Genomic DNA, 21,054 nt, shown 5'->3' with positions numbered 1-21,054 from the left:
TGTAGGAAATAGGAATCTTTGATTTTATGTTCGGTAAAAAGGCAGGCAAGCCTCAAGAGGTTTACAAATACAAAATGATCAATGATATCGGGGAAGGATTTTACTCCTGGAACGGGACGATATTTAAAAGCGATATCGTTAGAGCCTGCATTCGACCGAAGGCAAGGGCGATCGGAAAGTTGATGGGGAAACACATTCGGGATAATAAGAATGGTTTTGTTAATAGTCCGGATCCGAATATTAAGATGCTGCTGAAAGATCCCAACCCTTTGATGAGTGGACAAATGCTGCAGGAGAAGTTAGCCATCCAACTGGAGCTGAATAATAACGCATTCGCATTAATAAAGCGGGATGAAGAGACATTTGCACCGAAGGAGATTTACCCGGTCCCAGCTTTGGAAGTGGAGATGTTAGAAGGTCCATTGGGGGACATGTATCTGCGTTTTTATTTTGAAGATGGAACGAAAATGCTTGCTCCTTATGTAGATATCATTCACTTGAGACAAGATTTTAACAAACACAATCTGTTCGGGGACAATCCGCAAGAAGCACTTATTGATCTGATGGATATTGTTACAACGATCGATCAGGGGATTATAAAAGCAATCAAAAACTCGAACGTGATCCGGTGGTTGCTGAAATTCAATCAGACACTCCGACCGGAGGATATAACCAAAGAAACTGAGCGATTTGTAAATGACTTTCTTTCCAGTGATAGCAAGACGGTCGGAGCGGCCGCGGTAGATGCCAAGGCGGATGCCAAACAAGTGGATCCTAAAACGTATGTACCGAACGAAGAACAGATGAAGAATACGACCGAACGTTTTTACGACTTTTTTAACACGAATCATCAAATTGTACAAAGTAAGTACAGTGAAGACGAGTGGAACGCCTACTATGAATCCGTCATTGAACCGGTCGCCATGCAATTGGCGAATGAATTTACAAGAAAAATATTCAGTAGGACCGAAAGAGGTCATGGGAACAGTATCGTGTTTGAGTCGATCAGTCTCCAGTATGCTTCGATGGCAACAAAGTTAGGACTAGAGAAGATGGTTGATCGTGGAGCATTAACTCCGAATGAATGGCGGAAAATCATGAATCTTGCGCCAGTCGAAGGTGGAGACAAACCGATTCGCAGGCTCGACACGGCAGAAGTTAAAGGGGGTGAGAAGGATGGACAAGACGGAACTGAGGGAGCTGACGACTCAGAAGATTGAAATCCGGGAGAATGAAGATGGCTCGAAGACGTTGACCGGGTACGCGGTTAAGTGGGAAAAGAAATCTCATGTGCTCGGGTACTATCGGAAGTTCAGAGAACAATTTAAACAAGGAGCTTTCGCTGATTCGTTGCAAAAAGACGATCAGCGTTTTTTATGGTCTCATGACACATCGAAAGTGTTAGGGCGAACGAAGAATAATACGCTGCGCCTGCAGGAAGACTCAATCGGGTTGCGGTTTGAGCTTGATTTGCCGGACACTACCCTGGGCGATGATACGTACAAGTCGATTAAGCGTGGGGATGTGGACGGGGTTAGCTTCGGGTTTAGATCGGAAGCAGACGACGTTGAGGAACCGGACGATGATTTGATGCTACGAACAGTGACGAAAGCCAAGTTGCTCGAAGTCAGCGCAGTGGCGTTTCCTGCTTATCCGGATTCGGAAGTGAGTGCTAGAGGGTTTGATCCCGTGAGGCAGCACGCAGAAGAGTTGCGAGAAAGTTATGAGCAGGATCGAGCAAGAGTCTATTTATTAAACAACTTATAAGGGGGATTTTTAGATGGAGAGAATTAAAGAAATTTTGAAACGGAAAGCAGAAATCAACGAACTATTGAAAGATGAAAAGCGAAGCAAAGATTTGGATTTGAAGGAACTGGAAAAAGAAGTCCGGGAACTGAATCAAGAATTGGAAGATCTCCAGACCCGTGAACGTCTGATGAATGAGACGGGTGAGATCGAGCAGGGTAAGACCCAAACGCGCAGCATTGAGACGTTTAATGCTGGACAGGAGCAACGTGGAGAACAAGGAACGAATTCGGAAGAGTACCGTAACGCTTTCATGAACTATGTGCTTCGCGGTGAAGACATTCCGACAGAATTACGAGCGGATGCAGTAAGCAAGACTACAGATGTCGGCTCCGTCATTCCTGAAACAGTTTTGAACCGTATCGTGGAGAAGTTGGAAGCAACAGGCATGATTTTGCCTTTGGTAACTCGGACGTCCATCAAGGGCGGCGTTACTGTACCAACTTCGTCTGTCAAGCCGGTCGCTTCTTGGGTCGCTGAAGGTTCGGGCAGTGATAAACAGAAGAAACCTACAGGGAAAATCACATTTGCTTACCACAAGCTACGTTGCGCAGTTGCTGTTTCGCTTGAAGTTGATACGATGGCCTTGCCGGTCTTTGAATCGCAACTTATTAATAACGTCGTAGAGGCGATGACGAAAGCTATTGAGCAAGCAATCATCTCCGGAGACGGGCTTGGCAAACCGAAAGGTATTTTAGAAGAGACACCAGTAACGGACCAATCCCTGGATGTGTCGAAAGTGGAGTATAAAACATTGACGGATGCAGAAGGCGCCCTTCCGTTGGAATATGAATCAAGCGCTGTATGGGTCATGACGAAAAAGACATTCATGACATTTGCTGCTATGACGGATGATGCTGGTCAGCCAATCGGGCGGACGAATTATGGCATCAATGGACGTCCAGAGCGCATCCTACTTGGGCGTCCGGTCATTCTTTGCAATTACCTTGGAAGCTTTGAGAGCGTCACAGATGGAGATCCCTTTGCTTTCTTGTTCAATTTCCAGGATTATATCCTGAATACCAACTACCAAATGGGCGTCAAGAAATACGAAGATCACGAGACGGATGACATGGTTACAAAAGCGATCATGGTTGTCGACGGTAAAGTGGTGGATAAGAACTCGTTAGTTGTCCTTAAGAAAGCTCCAGCAGCATAAGGGGGAAATTAAATGAACTATTATGTGAAGCATGCTTTCCGTGACAAAGAAGACGGTTTGAAACCATATAGCAAAGGCGAGACGTACTCGAGCGAAAACGAGGAACGTGTCGCTTTTTTGATGGAGAAAGGCTTCTTGGAGGAAAAGAGCAAGCAGCCTCCGGAGGGTGAAAAGGAGTTTCCTAAGCACGCGGGCGGCGGGTACTTCGAGCTCTCCAACGGGGATAAGGTACGGGGCAAAGAAGAAGCAGAAATCACCCAGGCTAAACTGGACGCTGGTGAAGATGAATGATTGATAAAGTTAAACCCGCGCTCCGGGTGAGCACGGATGATCCTGGCATCTTGTCAGAAATAGAAGGACTGATTGCAGCTGCCCGTCTGGATTTGATTCAGGCGGGTGTTTCTCCAGCAAAAGCGGAGGATGATGGCGATGCATTAATTGAGCGCGCGATTGTTACCTACTGTAAGGCTAACTTTGGATATGACAATCCGGAGGCCGTGCGATTCCACGATTCTTACGTGATGCTCAAACAGCATTTGTGTTTGTATGGGGATTACAAAGAGGTGAGCACTGGTGAGGCATAATGAAGTTATTTATTTGATCGGATCCACCGTGGAATATGATGAGCTTGGCAATCCTGTCGAGACGTCGATCGAGCGGAAGGTTTATGCCAATCAACTGGGTGTGGGGCAAGAAGAATTTTATAACGCTTTAGCGCAGGGCCTTAAACCCTCCAAGCAGTTTGAAGTTTATAGCTTTGAATATGACGAAGAAGATCGCATAAAGTTTGAGGGAGTCATTTATCAAGTGACAAGGACACAGCAAAAGGGAGATAAAGTCCGTCTCACTTGCGAGAAGGATGTGGGATGATGGACATTGGTAAAGAAATCGCTCAAGCTTTATCTGAATATACGGATGAAGTGAAAGAGGGACTGCAGGAAGCGCAGAAGAAAACAGCAGGTGAAACGGCTCAAAGATTGAGAAAAACGAGTCCCGTCGGAGCTACAGGAGATTATGCGAAAGGGTGGGCCGCCAAGAAAACGAAGGATGGCTATGTCGTCCATAACAGAACGGACTACCAACTGACGCACCTGTTGGAAAAAGGACATGCAAAAGTGAACGGTGGTCGGGTAGGCGGAATTCCGCATATTAGGCCGGCGGAAGAAGAAGCGATCGACGCCTTTACGCAAAGAACTGAGAAGGTGATTCGGGGATGACGATCTATGAGCTGGTCGCTCTATTGAAAGAGACAGGATATCCTGTTGCTCACTCCCATTTTAAGAACACGAAAGATTCTCCGGCGCTTGCACCTCCGTTTATCGTGTATATAACGCCGGAAACTGACAATTTTATTGCGGACAATCGAGTTTATACGAAGGTGCAAAACGTAAACGTAGAGCTGTACACAAGCAATAAAGACCCTCAAGCAGAAGAAGTGCTGGAGGGTCTTTTTGATGACAATGATATACCATATGATGCTTATCAAGTTTATATAGACAGCGAGCAACTGTTCCAGAAAACATATGAAATTGGAGTGATATAGGATGGCTGAAAACAAAGTCACGTTTGGATTGAAAAATGCCCACTATGCAGTGGTAAGTGTCGACGATGAAACTGGAGATGTAACTTATGGAACGCCTTCTAAATTACCTGGTAGTGTAGAGCTTTCTTTGGAAGCTCGTGGAGATATGGGTGAATTTTTTGCGGATAATAAGCTTTTTTATTCCGAGGCAAACAACCAAGGATATAACGGTACTCTTACAATTGCCCGTCTAACGGATAAGTTTCGACAAGAAGTATTGGATGAAACATTGGATGAGAGCGATTCCGTCCTTATCGAAAAGCAGGATGCCAAGCCTAAACATATCGCCCTGATGTTTGAGTTTGATGGAGATCAAAAGGGAACGAGACATCTTCTTTACTATTGCAGTGTTACTCGACCCAATATGGGGTCATCTACCAAGACGGACTCCGTGGAACCGGCGACGACTGAATTTACGTTTTTAGCTAAACCAAGGACGAGTGATTCCTACGTCAAGGTTTCTACGACCGCCGGCACACCGGAAGCTGTTTACAATGATTGGTACACGAATGTTTATGAACCAGCCCCAGCAGCATAAAAGGAGGATGATGGAGTATGGAGAAAACAATTGAAATTGATGGGCAACAAGTGAAGTTCCGATCCACGGCAGCGACACCATTAATTTATAAAAACCAGATTGGAAGGGACTTTTTTCACGACATCGCTAATTTGGCCCCGTTGCAGGAAAAGTTTAAGAATAAAGGTAAATTCGGAATTGAGGACATGCACCTGATTGACTTTGATCTCTTTTACAACATTTTATGGTCAATGGCCAAAACTGCTGACCGTTCGATTCCTGATCAAATCGACTGGCTGGATGGTTTCGAGGTGTTCCCATTAGGTGAAATTTTCCCGCAAGTTCAGGATATGCTGATCAAGAGCTTCCAGACGTCTGCCCCGGCAAAAAAGTCACAGATGGCTCTGGCAGCGGGACTGACGAGCCGTTAACCACTGAATCCTTTTTATACATCTGTAAGTCAGCAGGTCTGACAAAACAGGAAATGGACGATATGACGTTTGGATCGTGTCTGGACTTCATTGAGGAGTATATCGAGCAGAACGATTCCAAGAAGAAAGATAAGAAGCATAAAACACGAAAAGCCACGCAAGCAGACTTTGATGCATTCTGATCAAGTCGCTTGTCCGTGGCTTTTTATTTTGCGCTTGAAAGTCGGGTGATGAAATGGCAAAGCGCATAAAAGGAATTACGATTGAGCTAAACGGGGAAACGACCGGATTAGATAAAGCACTGAAGGGTGTAAACAGTCAAAGTGCGAAGCTGAACAAAGAACTTAAAGACGTGGAAAGGCTTTTAAAATTTGACCCGGGGAATACGGAGGCTGTCGCTCAAAAGCAGAAACTGTTAGCGAAGCAAGTGCAGAACAGCACAAAGAAGCTGGATCAATTAAAGACCGCTCAAAAGCAGGTAGAGGCACAATTTAAATCCGGGAAGATTGGGGAAGAAGAATACAGGGCTTTTAAAAGAGAGGTCCAATTTGCAGAGGCAGAAGTAGGCAAATTCCAGAAGCGTTTAAAAGCTGCTGGTAAGGGCGGAAATCTTTCAAAAGTAAGTGGCGACATTAAGGACATTGATCGTGATGCGAAGAAGGCGTCATCTTCGGTAAAAGGGCTTGGTAAGTCTCTAGGAGCTGCGGCCACAGCAGCCGGCGCCTTAGGTGGAGCAGCTATCGCAGGACTTGTAGGGAATATGGAAGACTACAATAGAATCGTTGCCCGTCTTAACACCAACGCTACAAACTTAGGATTCGACCCTGCTGTTATGGAAGAATATGCTCAGAAGGTTGCCGGAGTTTCCGGAGAAATGGACAGCGCGGTTGAAACGGTCTCCAACTTAATGGCCACCGATCTGACAGAGGCGCAGATGGCACAGGCATTGGACGAAATTAACGGGGCCGCCATTCGCTTTTCCGACACTCTGAAAACAGAGGGGATTGCAGACGGGTTGCAGGAGACGCTTGCAACCGGACAAGCTATTGGCCCGTTTGCGGAATTACTTGAGCGGAGTGGGGTCAATCTTGATACATTCAATGCTGGATTGGCGGATGCGCAAGCGAAAGGGAATGCAGCAAACTATGCCTTGCAGGAGCTATCAGCGCTCGGGCTAAGTAGTGTTTATGCTGACTACCAAAAGCTAAATCCAGAGCTAGTTGCGCAACAAGAGGCGCAGCAGAACTTAACAGCAGCACTTGCCGAATTCGCCATCTATCTTACTCCGCTGGTGACAATGGTAAAAAACTTCCTTACTTCCGTCATCGAATGGATAAACGGGAACTTTGAACTGGTGAAAAGCTTTGATACCCTCGGCCAAGGGTTAGGAGCACTAATTGAAAAGATAGCCCAAGATGCTGGCGGAATATTGACCACCATTGTAAATGGAATCATCACGAATTTACCGTTGATAGCACAATCTGCATTTAATATTCTACAGACCTTGGCGACAGCGCTCATTGAAAACGCTCCTTTGTTATTTGAGACATGGATCCAACTCCTGCAGCAACAATCAGCGATGACAATGGAATTTTTGCCTACCATATTACAACTTGGAGTCCAGTTGCTTACTGCATTGATCAATGGAATTCTACAGCACGGACCCGCGCTACTAGAGGCAATACTCTTGCAGATTACAAACATTGTAACGATTATCCTTGAAAATCTCCCAATGATTATTCAGGCGGGAATTCAGATTTTGCAAGCGGTCATCAATGGGGTTATCCAGGCTTTACCTCAAATAGCAGAGATGGTACTTACTCTTATCAACACCTTGGTACAAGCGATTGTCTCTAATTTACCATCGATAATTCAAGCAGGGATGCAATTGCTCCAATCTTTGGTCCAGGGAATTATGAGTTTGCTTCCAACCCTAGCATCTACTGCGCTTAACTTGGTAGTTCAAGTTCTTAATACAATCGTTTCCAATTTACCTATGATTGTGCAGTCAGGTGTCCAGCTTTTGCAAGCACTGATACAGGGGATTCTCGATGTTTTACCGAGTCTATTGCAAACGGCAATTACGCTCATTATAGAGCTGGCCGGCGCGTTGCTGGCTCAATTGCCGGAGATCATTGCAGCTGGTGTAGAAATCCTGCTTTCCTTGATTGAAGGATTAATCAAGACTATCCCTGATTTAGTAGCTGCTATACCTGAGATTGTAGCAGCCATTTTTGATGCATTCGGCGACGTCGAGTGGGCAGACATAGGAAGTAACATTATAAAAGGAATTACTGGTGGAGTATCGAGTATGGCTGACGACTTGGTGGATTCCGTTAAAGGAGTCGTTGGTGACGCCATCCAAGGGGCGAAGAACCTGCTTGGCATCAAGTCACCATCAAGGGTTTTCCGTCGATTCGGGGAATATACGGGTGAAGGGTTGGCGCTCGGGATCGACTCGATGAAGGACCGCGTCAATCGGGCATCCAATAAGATGGTCGAAGCGACTATTCCAAAGAAAAAGAACAAGTCTTCCAGTCCGGCAAATCCGGTGACAGGGAGTAGTGGTAATCAATCTGGAGGTAACAGCGATTTAGTAGCGATAATGCAAGAACAGAATCAACTACTCATGCAACTATTGAGGAAGGATACAGACGTATATATTGGCTCGGAAAAAGTAACAGCTGCCGTCAATGGTCAAAACGCCATCAATGATCTAGGGAAATACTTTTAAAGAGGGGGACACTCGTGTTTATACTCTATGACAAAAACTACAACAAAATTGACTTACCCAAGGGCATGATCCCCCTCGACATTTATGTTTCGTCGCTGGAAAGGGAGATGCTGTCCGATCGGATAGAGGGTGATGATGGAATTATAAAACGCGGACATACAGACGTGTCTCGGCCAATCGAACTCAAAGTCGGCATGTTGTCCTATGATACACAAGATTACAGACTGCTGAGGGATGCCCTCAACAGTCTTTTTTATCGGCACCCTAACTTATACGTTGCGGAAAAGCATCAGCCAGGTAAGGTCTATGGGGTATCCGTAAACACATCATTTATTCCTGAAAGGCTCACGCAACGTATGGCTGAAGCCCGGGTCCAGCTGGACATTAATCGATTGCCGTATGCACATTCGATCGGAAAAACAGCTGACATTACGGCAAACGGCGTCAATGCGGAGGATGAGCTATGGGGGTATGGAATGGGCCTTGTCGCAGAGGATCTGACTTATGCCTTTAACTCCACCTCTTTTAGCGTCTACAACGCGGGGGATGTAACGGTCCATCCGTTTAATAAGGAGCTTAAGATCACGATATCCAACACATCTTATTCTACGGAATACCTGCAGCTTAAAAACACCACAAACGGATCTGTTTTTCGAGTGCACGAAAGTGTAGGACCCAGCGCTGTTGTTGAGATAGAGGGGCCTGTTGTCACTAGAGATGGCCTGCAATATCTAAGACAGACGAACCGGCAGTTTATCTATTTGGATCCAGGATGGAATGAGTTTGAACTTACAGGTGTGATCAACGCCGAAGTTGACTTTGACTTTAGATTTTATTACTTGTGAGGTGATTGCATGGCAAGGAAAGAGATATCTCCTTGGTGGGATAGAGAAAACCGAAATTCGGTGAATGAAAACTTTATAGAGTTATATACAAGCAATACAGATGCGAAAGAGCAGGCCACACAAGCATTAGGTGCCGCAACAGCTGCAGGTAACAAGGCAAATCAAGCGCTTGATGGTTTAGCGGATATTCTTGCGACCCTCACAACTGAGGGTGCCGCATGGGAGGTATAGACGATGGCAGATCAATTTATGAGGATGGGCGGACGGGATCCGCAGGGGAATGCACGGCCGGTGAATGTAGATGAAAACGGAAATGTGCTTACTCAACTAACGGGGAGTAACGTTAAAGAAATACTGATTTTTAACAATGTAACAGTCGAACCAGGACAAACAATTACTCAAAGCTCACAAAATAGAACAGACATTTCTCAATTTTCTAAACTCACGGTGTTAGGCACAACTGATTCATCACACTCTTTTGAAGTGTCTGTTGACCCTAAAGAGAATTCGGGCGCTTATTACGGTTCGATAGAAGTATTTTCTGGGTCATCAAATAAATTTTTAACAGAATCATTCGAATTGGGTGTCACAATCTTGCAATTTAGAGTGAAAAATAATGACACCGTCCCTCATAATTATAGAATTATGCTGCTCGCAAGGAGGTTTTAGAATATGGAAATTAAATTAATTCACCCACCAACTCCAAGTCCTTTAAACGGATTTCACCCTAATTTGAAAGCATATGGAGTGAAGGGCGATGGAGTAACGGACGATTCATCTGCATTACAGAAAATAATCGACGATAATAAAGGGAATGTTATCGTTTTCCCGTCCGCGAAAGGATATGTGATTAGTACAACATTAGAAATACCGGACAATACAACCGTTGTTTTCCCGAGAGAAAACGGAAAATTATTAATTCCAGAAAACCATCATTTGAAGGGATACGAAGATTTTTTTGAAACACAAGATGGAGGAGTGTTAGAAGCTGTAATTACAAACAAAAATCAAGTTGACGGAAAAAATGTTCATATTTATGGCGCTCATGTAGACGGACAGAGAAATTTGGCGCTAGATCAAGCAGTTGCGGGAATACTCCTTAAAAATTGTTCTCATTCAAGTGTTAAACGATGCTTAGTGGAACGACTTCCCTTCGGCATTGAAGCCACCTTGGTTAATCGAAGAAGATTCTACGGTATTCTCCTTTTCGCTGCCATCGAGTGCCACGTGGACGGGAACGAAGTACATCCGGTTAGATATGAAAACATAGGGATTCGTTACGGATCGAAACGTAACAAAATAACGAATAACATCTGCATCCAATCCACGGAAGAAGTTTGCGGTCATAATATACAAGCATCAAGCGGGTGGGATAATATTTTTGATTATTTAGCGGAAGAAAACTTGATTCACGGAAACGTGTGTCTGAATTCCAATCATGCGGGAATCATCACACATGACGCTCCTAGAAACATTGTATCTAATAACATTATTAAGTATCCGTCCGCTTATGGTTTGAAAGCAATAGGCGTAGGGGCATTCGAAAATGTTTACTCGGATAACTACGTTTATAAACCGGACGGAACAGAAGATGGAGATGGCATCGGCATCGGTTTGTTAGGTGGGGCGAAATTTAACACATTCAACAATAATACTGTTTTTGAACCTGCTTACCTCGGAGTGGAATTAGCGGCGAATTACAACAATATCGACGGGGTAATGATAATCAGGCCGGCGCAAGCTGGTTTTTACATTATCGGTGGGAGTCAAAACAACGTAAACGGTGTGACGGTTATAGAGAGCGGCACAAATGGTGTTCAACTGGCAAACGCATCAGATAATGTACTAAGTAACATTATTACTAACGGTAGTGTACAACACGGAATCTTTTTGGCTAGCGGTGCTGATAAAAACACCATAACAAATGCAATATCCGGGTTTAACACTAAAAGCGGGATATCTCTTTCGGGGGTCAGTAACAATTCGATAACATCTTGTACTGCCAGAAGAAACAAGGAATATGGGATTATTTTGAATGGTTCATCCAGCAATCAAATTACTAACAATTATTGCCATAGCAATGGTCAAAAGACAGATAATACTTTCGACAACATTGTATTAGATGGTTCATCTAACTATAATAATGTACAAAATAACACTTGCAGACAAGGTGAAGAAACCAACAAACCTAGAAATGGAATTTTTAGCACAATTAATACAACAGGCAACTTTATAACAAACAATGATTTGTACGATGCCGGTAAAACAAGCAATCTGAAGGCGCTTGGCACAGGAACTATAACGACCGCCGGCAATAGAATTTAAGGTACGGATGTCGTCAGTTGAATATTGCAAACGAAAAAACACCTTAGCTTAAGGTGTTTTTTATATAAAAAACTACTCACTTTTATGTTAGTGAGTAGTAGGAAGAGGGTTAAGTAATGTCTGTATATGTAATTTTGTCTTTTCTTTTTGGCTTGTTACTCGGTTTTATCATAAGAGAACAAACTTATTGAGTATGCTTTCCGAATAAATAACCTAAGGTTAAGGTGAGGATCGGTGTTAATGTTTTTAATATAGGTTCTGATTCTTCAGTTGTTTTAAATCCAATTAACCAAAGAATTATTGCAAGTAAACCCAAAACAATAAGACCCGCTATGTTACTCGCTGCGTTGTTACCAGTTCCAAAAAGTTTGCCGAATATACCAGCTTCAAGTTTTTTGTGCTCAAGAGGAATTTCGTGAGTCTCTGTTTTGTCATTAAGATCAACTCTCATTTTTTCCTCCCTCAACATAAAAGAGAGTATAGGTTAGGTTAACACCATAAGAAATTTCTTTAACAGAAAAGGAAAGATACAGCTTCCCTCCATCTTCTAACTTAGCAAGTTCTTGAGTTCCTAACGTATCTATGGTGTGTTTTTGATTCATATTTTGCAAATTTGTTATAGTAATCGTAATTGTTTTATTATCATTATTCGCTTCTGACTTCCAGGAAGAGCCTTTAAGATAACTATTTTTATCAAATTGAAAAATTAATTTAAGTAGAAAATCCTCAAAGTAAGATATATTTACTTCAATCGGTGCGGGTATAAGTTCTTTTGGCTTAACTCTACTTTCCTTAACGTCTGGAACAAAAGATAAAACACTATTGCTATCGATGATTTCTGCATCACCGGATTTTAATGTAGTTTTGAACACAGTAACTCTCCTTTGCAATTTGTAATAATATACAATCTATCAATAGGGATAATACTTTCCCTCTGTCGACATAACTATTCTATCAAATGTTGTTTAATATATGTGTATTTGCAGGAAAATATCTCCTTTTGTCGAATTAGTTTTCGATGAAAGGGGGTGTTTTTATGAAAACAAGAATCTACAAGCCTGAACGATTGATTTATGAAATCCATGATAATGTGTACGCATTCGACATTTGGAAAGATGGTGATGATTATCGTGTTCATGCAATAAGAATTGATGCTAATGATAATCATAAACAATTTGAGTCGGGTAAAGATCGTGAAGCAGTAATTCAAAAAGCTATTTTACAGATAGATGCTTCGCTTCGGTGAAACTTATAAAAATAAAAAGGAGCCTATCCAATTAGGAAGGCTCCTTTTTAAGTTCCAAAATATCAGGTATGTCACAATCCAATGCTTCACAAATTTTCGCAAGGCTTGCGAGAGGCAGCTGTTTAATGGAGTTGTTACACATGTCGCTGATAGAGGGATGGCGCACCCCCGTCATTCTTGAGAGTTCTCTTGCCGATATTTTTCTTTCTTCAAGGACGCTGTTCAGTTTTATGTTTACTTGCATAGATACCTCTCCTTTAGGTTGTTACGAATAACATAACATATTGACACGATTTTTGTAACAGTGTATATTGTTTGTAACGATATTCGTAACAAGGGGTTGGGATTTATGAAATTATCAGAAGCGTGGACGTTGTATGAACAGGATCGGCAGCTTGAGGGGTATTCGCCTTATACGTTGAAATCCTACAGATTACAGTCACGACTCTTTATAGAGCATGTAGGTGATTTGGAGCTTGATGAAGTGGATTTCAAGATGATCAAAGCGTATCTTTCCAAAGATGCCGGTCGGTTAAAACCTTCTTCCATTGCCAATCGGATGAAGTATTTCAAAGCTATCTTTAAATGGGCGATGAACGAAGGATACATTGTAGGTAATCCTGCAGCAAAGCTCCGAGAGCCTAAGATGGGGAAACGAATACCTAAGGCCATGAATGAAGAAGCTATTGAAACCATTAGGGAAGCATGTGAAACTCCTTTAGAACACGCGATCATTGAAGTGTTTTTCACTACTGGGTGCCGGATAGGAGAAATTGAACGTCTTACCTTAAACGCAATCAACTGGGAGCATCGATCTATGATTGTGCTTGGTAAGGGGGACAAGGAAAGAGAAGTATATTTCTCTATAAAGTGTGCCATTTGGTTACGCAAGTATTTAAAGGAGCGTCAGGACAATAACACCAGTTTATTTGTTACAGAACGTCGCTATAAGTCAGAAGGGGGACAACCCAGGTCCATGAGTATTGCGCAACTAAGATACGTGGTGAAAAGGATAGCCAAACGTGCAGGAATTGAGAACGTTTATCCACATAAGCTGCGTCACTCTTACGCTACTCATCTTTTGAATAATGACGCACCACTGGAAGTCATCCAGTCTTTCCTTGGTCACAGCAAGCTCGAAACGACCAGAATATACGCAGAGCTTTCTGGGGAGCGAAGAAGGCAGTTATATAAGAAATACTTTTAGAGTCCTCAGGGGGCTCTTTTTTATTGGAGGTGATGCAATGTATATCAGAGATCTGGAGGGCAATGAGTACCCTGTGCAGGCCACCATATCCATATCTTCCGAAAAGAACGGAAACCATGAGCTGTCCAGTACAGTCATGCCTACGATCGTGAATAGGCATTTTATTAACGATTTGTCGGAGATGTGGGAGATAGTCGATCATAACGATGTAGACTACAAAATCATCTATGCCAAACCGCAAGGCAAGGGTGAGCTCCCTACTGTACAGATCAAGGCTATACCTCTCTTTTTTGACACGTTCGATCGACTTCGTATATACGAAGAATATAACGAACACATGACGGCCCTGGAGTTTTTCAATCTGGTATTCGCGGATACAGGCTTTGAAGTAGTCATTGTGGATGCTTTTGCTGCTATCCAGTGGGATGGACTAGGGAAAGGATCTACCAGACTGGAGATGTTCCAGGATGGGATTAATCGATATAAGGCAGAATTCCGGTTAGAAGGGAATGTTGTCTATCTGGAGACGGAGATCGGCCGGGATACATCATTTATGTATCGCTACAAGCTCAATGCATCCAACATATCTAAAGAAATTGATGCATCTGCCCTCTACACGTATGCCAAAGGATTTGGAGATTATGAAGACGGTGAAGAAGCAGAGGCGGGGCTGATAAGAGAATATCGCTCACCTTTAACTGATATCATCGGCGAGCGCCATGCTCCTCCAATCTATGACGGGCGGGTGACCCAAACAGCTACGATGGATGCAGCACTCAAGGAGTTAGTTGATAACAGTCTCCAGATCAGCGTGACCGCAGATGTTCATGATTTGAGGGATCAAGGGTATGAGCTTGCGCAGCCGATGTTAGGGGATCGTGTATTCCTGATGGATGAACGCATTAACCTCGACGCGGAGGTCCGTGTACAAAGTATGAATATCACATATGACTGGCAAGGGAGCGTTATCGACTTCTCTATTACCCTGGGGTCCTCCTCCCTTGTAGATCGACACCAATCCAATATGAGGTCCGTTATCTCCAACGTGGATGACATACTTGCTGGCCGTAAACAGTTACCCTACAACGCGATGGACGCTGCGGTAAAAAGAGCCACGCAGGCGCTGCAGTCGGCTCAGACAGAGCTCGAGTTCGGGCCTGGTATCATCGCAAGAGATCCTACCGACCCAAATCGATTAGTCATTTTTAATTCGGCAGGGTTAGGAGTTAGTGTGGATGGTGGTGAATCTTTTGAAAATGCGATTACTTATCTAGGTATCAATACAAACTTGCTAACGGCCGGAGCTATCCACACGAATAACATTAAAATTGTTGGAGACGATCAGCTCTTCTACTGGGATGGCAATGCTTTAAGTGCTATCGATGCAAACAATCCTCAAAGGCGTGTGGATTTATCACCAGGACTGCTGGATATAAAACATGGGGCCATTAAGATCACCCGGCCAGACGGCTACACGGTCATTAATGACGGGACCCTCGAAAACGAATTTGCTCTGCAACCGACATCGCCACCTTTCACATCAGGAAACGTTAGCATTCAGAGCTATTATTACACAACGACATTTAGTACACCGCAAGACTGCGACGCTTTCTTTTTTAAGCATCAGTCCCGTTATGTAAAGTTCCGGGTCGTAGTCTTTTGTGATGACGGGGCTGGCGGAAGGATATCCCTACATGAAATAGGTAACGGCGGGGATTTGTTAGGGCAAGCATCAAGATATTGGACAAGCGAATCAGAAGCAACAGAAAATCCGATAACGATAACAATAGATTTGGGAGTTCCCGACGGTTCCCAACGCGGAATTTACATGAGGATTAACACTAATCCAGGAGATCGAGCCAAAGGACGCCTCTTAAAGGCCTGGCTGGAAGGGTGATAGTAATGGAGGATTTATGGCAAGCGTTTGTAAACGTTGATTCAGCCGGTAACATAACTGGAGATTACAGCGGTAAGAACATAGTGGCAGAAGATCCATATGACTTCTTTTTTCTAGTTGATAAGGAGGTGGCCTTGTCATTACATGAATATAAAGTACATTTAGATGGATTTAAACCGTCCCTTGTACCTAAACAAAGCGCCGAGTAGGCGTATTTTTTATGCCCAAATTTAAAGGAGGTCAAGTATGGATATGATTATTAACTCAGCAAAAACAATCACGATGGGAGCTGCAGTCGTGCTGTCTTATCTTTTTGGAGAGTGGAGCGTTTTATTGGGGGCGCTTATCTTTTTCGTAACGTTTGATTATGTGACAGGGGTCGTTGCAGCTGGATATGAGGGTAAGTTAAACGCGCGAGTGGGGTTTTGGGGTATTCCCAAGAAAATTATGATTTTTGGCTTGGTTGCCATCGCACATACAATCGACAACGTTTACCTGGAGCAGATCGGCCAGCCATTGGCAATTGGAGAATTTCAGATCAGTGTTATGGCAGCCACAATTCTATATTATCTCGTAAACGAGTTCATCAGCATCACAGAAAATCTAGGAAAAATGGGGATGCCTGTCCCGACGCCATTGCAAAAAGCAATCGAGGCATTCAGGGACAGTTCTTATAAACAAGACAGAGGAGCTTGAAGGAGAACGGATATAAGACTAAAACTAAAGGGGTTTTGACTATGGTTAGAGTAAGCGAATCAACTTTATGGAATCGCTCCGTTAAGAATATGGGAGCTGTCCATCCCGCTTTAAAGGACAAGGTTAGGTATATCATTCATCGCGCTTACATCGAAGGAATCAATGTTCAAATCAGTTCCGGTTATCGATCCAACGCTGAACAAACCCGTCTGTACAATCAGGGCCGTAGTACAAGTGGGAATATCGTTACGAATGCTAAAGCAGGGCAATCGGTCCACAACTACGGTTTGGCCGTCGATTACTTCCTAACGAACACATCCGGTTCTTCTGCTGTATGGACAGTTAATAGAGATTGGCGTAGGGTAGCTCAGATAGCTAAGTCTTTAGGATTTACTTGGGGAGGAGATTGGTCCAGCTTTAAGGATTATCCGCACATTGATTTGTCCGGTGGGTACGGTTGGCGTGATCTAAAAGCAGGAAAACGAGCTCGACACCTTTTAAACGAAGGTGTGACACAGGAAGGTCATTCTGGATGGGAAGTATTCCAGATGCAATTGCAGCTGCGAAAAGCCGGTTACGATATTTCTACAGATGCGCTTTTCGGTCCTGGGACTGAGAAAGCACTCAAACAGTTTCAAAAGGATGCCGGATTATCCGCCGATGGTTATTTTGGGCCGAACACTCAAAAGTCGTTAAAAAACGGAAAAGTGGTAACAGAATCTGAGGGAAAAACAAAGGAGGAGAAACATATGGAGAAAAACATTTTCATTTGTAATGCAGCTATAGACGCGGTGAGTGCCTATAAAGCGGTGGTTCGTAATGATGGAGTCATTAAATTTCGATCCAATGCTGAGGATGCCAAAGTGTTTGCTGAGGATACTATTTATATCGTAGGTGGCGGCAAGGCTGGTATCAAAGTAGGTGCAGGTAAAGTTGTTGATCTTTCCGGAAGAAACGCTGAAGAGACAGCTCAAAATGTGGTAAAGTATTTTAATTTGGTGTGAAAAGTTTAGTACATTAAGAATATATTTAATGTTATAATGTGGATGATTCGAGAGACAAAAGAGAGATAAAAAGTCCTGGCTTAAGCGGTCAGGACTTTTTTTATGTTCATAAAGGAAATTTAGATATGAATATCGAATAGGTGTTTAGGAGGAGGTGAAAAGTAATGAAAGTTGTTATGGATTCCGGGTTTGGATACCCTCTTGCTTACCCTGTAAATTGCAACATAACTGTATTTCTCACAATAAACAACAACCGCGATCGTATTATACTTCTAAGTTATGACCCCGATGGTTCAATACCCCATGAATACAGAAGCCCACTACGTAAAATCTACAGATCTGAATTCCACAAGCTAGATACCCTTACGAGAAAATACGTTGAACGCGTAAAGACGGCCATTGATGTAGGTATCTGGGATACTACAGCACCGAGAGCATTAAAGTGGTATAGTGATTCTACTCAAAAGGCATAAAAGAGAGGCAGCTACTTTATTCAATAGTAGCTGCCTCTTAATATTTAATCATGAAGTCTTTCACTTTTTCATTGAATTCAATTGGAACTCCCATAAACTCCATAGTCAGAAGTGCCGGATCCCCATATACATCTAAAAAAGGATGAGCTCTAGTAAGTTTACTAACCCATATTTCATTGAGCAGAATTTTCTTTGCGGTATCACCATTATAAAGTATAGCTATTTCCAGGTCTTTAAATGTTTTTATGTGAAATACCTCCTTTTCCCAGTTTACAATATGCCGTAATGTGATATTATACATAATAACAGAACAAACGTTCGTGTAAAGGGGTGTTTAAATGGATAGTTTATTTAAACGGTCACTGCATTCTAAAGAACTTCTTGAAATGATTTATGTCGATGGCATGGGAAGCATGACGCAACGAATAATTCGTGTGAGGTATATCCGAGAAAGCCACATTGTTGCTTATTGTTATCACCGCAGACAAGTCAGGTCCTTTAAAAAAGACAGTATACTATCAGCGTATCCGCACCAACGTAGAAAGGATGTAGCTAATGGATAATCGAAACAGGGATCGAGGCACGATCAAATGGACGTCGCTTATGTTACCAGAGCACGTGGAGATGATTAAGCAGGTATGGAAAGAAGATGAAAGGGTTGAAAAACCGATATTGGATGAGCAACAACTGGAGGAGATAGGATTTAAACTCCAGCAATCAATGAGTGATCATCTCCCTTTGGAAGTTACTTATCATAACGGATTTGATTTATCGACCATGAAAGTGAAGGTTATAAAAATTGACCCTTACACTCAGAAGGTTTCATTCACCGAAATAAAGGGGGAACATCGCATTACTCTTGATTTTGATAAAATTACGGATGTATATATAGTTTGAATTGTATTCATTATCCTCTTACATAATTATGGAAACTGGTTTATACTCGTTACATAATACCTATTACATATAGTGGGGGGAAGGTTCATGAAGAAGGTTATTTTAAGTGTGTTTTTGCTATTATCTGTATTAGTTGCGTGCAGCTCTGGGAGTGGTTCGGATTCTATTGCAATCGATGACGTAATCGATAAGTTTAACGAAGAGGGATTGGAAGCTGAAGACGTAACAGAGATGACAAAAGATGATTACGGTATGGCCCCGATGAAGGCGGAAGAAGCAAAGCGCTTCTTGATTCCTTCACTAGGAGAGGACTCTGGCGGTAGAATTTTTTCTTACGATAATCAAAAAGATCTGAATGAGATGAAGGAGTATTATGATTCCTTAGGAGAAGAGAGCGCAATGTTCTTTTCTTGGACTGCAGATCATGAGAACATACTGATTCAGATCAATGGAGAGTTATCAGAAGAAAAATATGAAGAATACAAGGCAGCACTTGAGTCAATGTAAAAAGTGAATCCCCTCTACCCATTCGGGTGGAGGGGATTTTTTTAGTTGTAAGAGAGAGCAGATCATTATAAAATTAGAACATATGTTCGTTGTGTGGGTTTGTTTAAATGTATCGCTGGAGTAATGTGATTATACAAGTTCCTTCATTAATATTAATGGTAGTGAGGAGGGTAACAAAATTGAACATATACGGAGAGAACCACCAGGAGAAAGTTAAATATGACGAATATCCTTATTTAGTATATGTACGTGTTAGTACGGACAAAGACGAACAGAAAGATTCGGTTCCAAACCAGATTGATATATGCAGGTATTGGCTTGAGCAAAACCACTATTCTTGGCAGGAAGAAGCTGTACTTAAGGACGATGGCTTAAGTGGTACTTATTTTCTAGAGAGGAAAGCCATGCAGCTGATACTACAGAAAGCGCGGAATCGTGAAATCAAAATGGTTGTTTTCAAATCGATCCACCGCCTTGCTCGGGATTTGAAGGACGCGCTTGAAATAAAAGAGGTACTGATTGGCCACGGCGTTCGAGTTGTTACAATGGAAGAAAATTATGATAGTCATTTAGAGGGCAAGAACGATATGAAATTCGAGATGTACTCCATGTTTGCAGCGCAATACCCTAAAACATTGTCAGTTTCCATTAGTGCTTCCCTTGCTGCTAAAGTCCGTCGTGGAGATCATATAGGAAAGGTCCCGTTCGGTTATGATCGGATTAATCAGAAGTTAGTGATTAATGAGGAAGAATCCAAAGTGATCAAAAGGATTTTTGACTGGTACACCGAAGATAATTACGGGTTCAAAGCAATCACCCATAAATTAAATGAAGGTGTGGAAAACGGTACAGTTGTTCCACCGAAAGAGTCCTCCTATTGGGGAGTGACTTCTGTTCAAAGAATAATTAAAAACCCTGTCTTCTGCGGGATGTTCATTCTAAATAAGTACACTACTATTAAAGTGGATGGCAAGAAAAAGCAGATTGTAAATCCGAGAGAAAAGTGGACCGTCTTTGAGGACCATCACCCTGGAATCATATCCAAGCAACAATGGTCTCAAGCAAATAACAAGGATGTAACCAGGTACAATACAAAAATAGCTAAGTGGAATGAATTCCGAGGACTTATGAAATGCAGTGAGTGCGGCTCCAACATGGTGACGATGGTGTCGTATAAAAAACGAAAGAGTGATGGCCATAAAACAACCTGGCGTTATCTTAAGTGTAGTGCCTATCGACGTGGCGGTAAGGCAGCTTGTGTGAATCATACCCCAATTACTTATGAGGATTTCCGGGAGTTCATCCTTAACACACTTGTGGCTAAGTGGAACAGCATCGAGCTGGAATTGGAAAACAACTTAGGTAAGAATAATGAAGAAAAGGCAAAATTGCTGAGAGTGCAGCTGCAACAGTTAGAAAAAAAGCAAGCTCGCTTAGTTGATATGTACTTAAACGAAATGCTTGAAAAAGATGACTACATGCAACGCCGGAAAAACTTTGAGAATGAAATCGATAAGCTGAACGACGATATTTTTATGTATGATAATATGGAGAGCAACAAAGTTCAGATTAATAGCATTAAAACGGCATTCGGATCGTTGAATGATCGAGAGCAGGACTTAACCAGGATATTCAAAGAAATTATCGATAGCATTATTATCGCTCCAAACGGGGAGATCGAAATTAGTTACCGCATAGACGGTTCTTCGTTATAAATCTGCAATGGCG

Annotated in this window: 28 protein-coding genes; 25 read left to right on the top strand and 3 right to left on the bottom strand. The window is 42.7% G+C overall.

Annotated features, from left to right (window positions below; translation table 11 throughout):
* Nucleotides 1-8: 8 nt before the first annotated feature.
* From AXG56_RS08200 to AXG56_RS08130, 15 genes are all read left to right on the top strand, one after another.
* On the top strand, nucleotides 9-1,220 hold the full coding sequence (locus tag AXG56_RS08200; protein WP_062513956.1) for a phage portal protein: 1,212 nt from the start codon (nucleotides 9-11) through the stop codon (nucleotides 1,218-1,220).
* The gene (locus AXG56_RS08195; RefSeq protein WP_062513954.1) at nucleotides 1,177-1,767 is read left to right on the top strand and encodes an HK97 family phage prohead protease; all 591 of its coding nucleotides are present in this window, start codon (nucleotides 1,177-1,179) and stop codon (nucleotides 1,765-1,767) included. Before AXG56_RS08200 ends, AXG56_RS08195 begins: the two co-directional genes overlap by 44 nt.
* A gap of 13 nt (nucleotides 1,768-1,780) precedes the next feature.
* Nucleotides 1,781-2,965: a phage major capsid protein gene (locus AXG56_RS08190; protein WP_062513951.1), complete on the top strand. Its 1,185-nt coding sequence runs from the start codon at nucleotides 1,781-1,783 to the stop codon at nucleotides 2,963-2,965.
* A gap of 12 nt (nucleotides 2,966-2,977) precedes the next feature.
* Nucleotides 2,978-3,256 (top strand): hypothetical protein, encoded by a 279-nt coding sequence (locus tag AXG56_RS08185; RefSeq protein ID WP_062513950.1) that lies wholly within the window; start codon nucleotides 2,978-2,980, stop codon nucleotides 3,254-3,256.
* Complete coding sequence (locus AXG56_RS08180) at nucleotides 3,253-3,549, top strand: hypothetical protein (protein WP_062513947.1); 297 nt, start codon at nucleotides 3,253-3,255, stop codon at nucleotides 3,547-3,549. The genes AXG56_RS08185 and AXG56_RS08180 overlap by 4 nt, the downstream gene beginning before the upstream one ends.
* Entirely contained in the window at nucleotides 3,539-3,835 is a 297-nt protein-coding gene (locus AXG56_RS08175; RefSeq protein WP_062513945.1) for a phage head closure protein, read from the top strand. The genes AXG56_RS08180 and AXG56_RS08175 overlap by 11 nt, the downstream gene beginning before the upstream one ends.
* On the top strand, nucleotides 3,835-4,182 hold the full coding sequence (locus tag AXG56_RS08170; RefSeq protein WP_235601476.1) for an HK97 gp10 family phage protein: 348 nt from the start codon (nucleotides 3,835-3,837) through the stop codon (nucleotides 4,180-4,182). The genes AXG56_RS08175 and AXG56_RS08170 overlap by 1 nt, the downstream gene beginning before the upstream one ends.
* Nucleotides 4,179-4,508: a hypothetical protein gene (locus AXG56_RS08165; RefSeq protein WP_062513941.1), complete on the top strand. Its 330-nt coding sequence runs from the start codon at nucleotides 4,179-4,181 to the stop codon at nucleotides 4,506-4,508. Before AXG56_RS08170 ends, AXG56_RS08165 begins: the two co-directional genes overlap by 4 nt.
* Nucleotide 4,509: 1 nt before the next feature.
* Complete coding sequence (locus AXG56_RS08160; protein WP_062513939.1) at nucleotides 4,510-5,085, top strand: major tail protein; 576 nt, start codon at nucleotides 4,510-4,512, stop codon at nucleotides 5,083-5,085.
* 17 nt (nucleotides 5,086-5,102) lie between these two features.
* Nucleotides 5,103-5,495 carry a hypothetical protein gene (locus tag AXG56_RS08155; protein ID WP_062513937.1) on the top strand — a complete coding sequence of 131 codons (393 nt, stop codon included), beginning with the start codon at nucleotides 5,103-5,105 and terminating at the stop codon, nucleotides 5,493-5,495.
* A gap of 235 nt (nucleotides 5,496-5,730) precedes the next feature.
* The gene (locus AXG56_RS08150; protein WP_062513935.1) at nucleotides 5,731-8,229 is read left to right on the top strand and encodes a hypothetical protein; all 2,499 of its coding nucleotides are present in this window, start codon (nucleotides 5,731-5,733) and stop codon (nucleotides 8,227-8,229) included.
* A gap of 14 nt (nucleotides 8,230-8,243) precedes the next feature.
* On the top strand, nucleotides 8,244-9,074 hold the full coding sequence (locus tag AXG56_RS08145) for a phage tail domain-containing protein (protein WP_062513933.1): 831 nt from the start codon (nucleotides 8,244-8,246) through the stop codon (nucleotides 9,072-9,074).
* Between the two features lie 9 nt (nucleotides 9,075-9,083).
* A complete protein-coding gene (locus AXG56_RS08140; protein WP_062513931.1) occupies nucleotides 9,084-9,305 on the top strand; it encodes a hypothetical protein in 222 nt (73 codons plus the stop codon).
* Between the two features lie 3 nt (nucleotides 9,306-9,308).
* The gene (locus tag AXG56_RS08135) at nucleotides 9,309-9,743 is read left to right on the top strand and encodes a hypothetical protein (RefSeq protein ID WP_062513929.1); all 435 of its coding nucleotides are present in this window, start codon (nucleotides 9,309-9,311) and stop codon (nucleotides 9,741-9,743) included.
* 3 nt (nucleotides 9,744-9,746) lie between these two features.
* Nucleotides 9,747-11,399 (top strand): right-handed parallel beta-helix repeat-containing protein, encoded by a 1,653-nt coding sequence (locus AXG56_RS08130; RefSeq protein ID WP_062513927.1) that lies wholly within the window; start codon nucleotides 9,747-9,749, stop codon nucleotides 11,397-11,399.
* A gap of 184 nt (nucleotides 11,400-11,583) precedes the next feature.
* Here the strand turns inward: AXG56_RS08130 and AXG56_RS08125 are convergent, their stop codons facing one another.
* Nucleotides 11,584-11,850, bottom strand: coding sequence for a hypothetical protein (locus AXG56_RS08125; protein WP_062513925.1), 267 nt, complete (start codon nucleotides 11,848-11,850; stop codon nucleotides 11,584-11,586).
* On the bottom strand, nucleotides 11,840-12,271 hold the full coding sequence (locus tag AXG56_RS08120) for a hypothetical protein (RefSeq protein ID WP_062513923.1): 432 nt from the start codon (nucleotides 12,269-12,271) through the stop codon (nucleotides 11,840-11,842). Before AXG56_RS08120 ends, AXG56_RS08125 begins: the two co-directional genes overlap by 11 nt.
* Nucleotides 12,272-12,435: 164 nt before the next feature.
* Here AXG56_RS08120 and AXG56_RS08115 point away from each other — a divergent pair, with 164 nt between their 5' ends.
* A complete protein-coding gene (locus tag AXG56_RS08115) occupies nucleotides 12,436-12,645 on the top strand; it encodes a hypothetical protein (protein ID WP_062513921.1) in 210 nt (69 codons plus the stop codon).
* A 31-nt stretch (nucleotides 12,646-12,676) separates the two neighbouring features.
* Here the strand turns inward: AXG56_RS08115 and AXG56_RS08110 are convergent, their stop codons facing one another.
* The gene (locus AXG56_RS08110) at nucleotides 12,677-12,889 is read right to left on the bottom strand and encodes a helix-turn-helix transcriptional regulator (protein ID WP_062513919.1); all 213 of its coding nucleotides are present in this window, start codon (nucleotides 12,887-12,889) and stop codon (nucleotides 12,677-12,679) included.
* A gap of 105 nt (nucleotides 12,890-12,994) precedes the next feature.
* Here AXG56_RS08110 and AXG56_RS08105 point away from each other — a divergent pair, with 105 nt between their 5' ends.
* The 9 genes from AXG56_RS08105 (at nucleotide 12,995) to AXG56_RS08055 (ending at nucleotide 21,041) form a co-directional block, all read left to right on the top strand.
* Complete coding sequence (locus AXG56_RS08105) at nucleotides 12,995-13,852, top strand: tyrosine-type recombinase/integrase (protein ID WP_062513916.1); 858 nt, start codon at nucleotides 12,995-12,997, stop codon at nucleotides 13,850-13,852.
* Between the two features lie 37 nt (nucleotides 13,853-13,889).
* Nucleotides 13,890-15,749 (top strand): phage tail protein, encoded by a 1,860-nt coding sequence (locus tag AXG56_RS08100; RefSeq protein WP_062513915.1) that lies wholly within the window; start codon nucleotides 13,890-13,892, stop codon nucleotides 15,747-15,749.
* Nucleotides 15,750-15,754: 5 nt separating this feature from the next.
* Entirely contained in the window at nucleotides 15,755-15,958 is a 204-nt protein-coding gene (locus AXG56_RS08095; protein WP_062513913.1) for a hypothetical protein, read from the top strand.
* 37 nt (nucleotides 15,959-15,995) lie between these two features.
* Nucleotides 15,996-16,445: a holin family protein gene (locus AXG56_RS08090; protein WP_062513912.1), complete on the top strand. Its 450-nt coding sequence runs from the start codon at nucleotides 15,996-15,998 to the stop codon at nucleotides 16,443-16,445.
* A 41-nt stretch (nucleotides 16,446-16,486) separates the two neighbouring features.
* The gene (locus AXG56_RS08085) at nucleotides 16,487-17,449 is read left to right on the top strand and encodes a M15 family metallopeptidase (RefSeq protein ID WP_062513910.1); all 963 of its coding nucleotides are present in this window, start codon (nucleotides 16,487-16,489) and stop codon (nucleotides 17,447-17,449) included.
* Nucleotides 17,450-17,613: 164 nt separating this feature from the next.
* Nucleotides 17,614-17,922, top strand: coding sequence for a hypothetical protein (locus AXG56_RS08080; RefSeq protein ID WP_062513908.1), 309 nt, complete (start codon nucleotides 17,614-17,616; stop codon nucleotides 17,920-17,922).
* A 555-nt stretch (nucleotides 17,923-18,477) separates the two neighbouring features.
* Nucleotides 18,478-18,819, top strand: a complete 342-nt coding sequence (locus tag AXG56_RS08065) for a YolD-like family protein (protein ID WP_062513902.1) — start codon at nucleotides 18,478-18,480, stop codon at nucleotides 18,817-18,819.
* Between the two features lie 87 nt (nucleotides 18,820-18,906).
* Nucleotides 18,907-19,326, top strand: coding sequence for a hypothetical protein (locus tag AXG56_RS08060; RefSeq protein ID WP_062513900.1), 420 nt, complete (start codon nucleotides 18,907-18,909; stop codon nucleotides 19,324-19,326).
* Nucleotides 19,327-19,505: 179 nt separating this feature from the next.
* Nucleotides 19,506-21,041, top strand: a complete 1,536-nt coding sequence (locus AXG56_RS08055; protein WP_235601475.1) for a recombinase family protein — start codon at nucleotides 19,506-19,508, stop codon at nucleotides 21,039-21,041.
* Nucleotides 21,042-21,054 lie beyond the last annotated feature (13 nt).

Origin of the sequence: Halobacillus sp. KGW1 (assembly GCF_001592845.1) — a bacterium.
Lineage (GTDB): Bacteria > Bacillota > Bacilli > Bacillales > Halobacillaceae > Halobacillus.
Note: the sequence above shows the minus strand (reverse complement) of the source record. Positions and strands in the feature narration are given on the sequence as shown.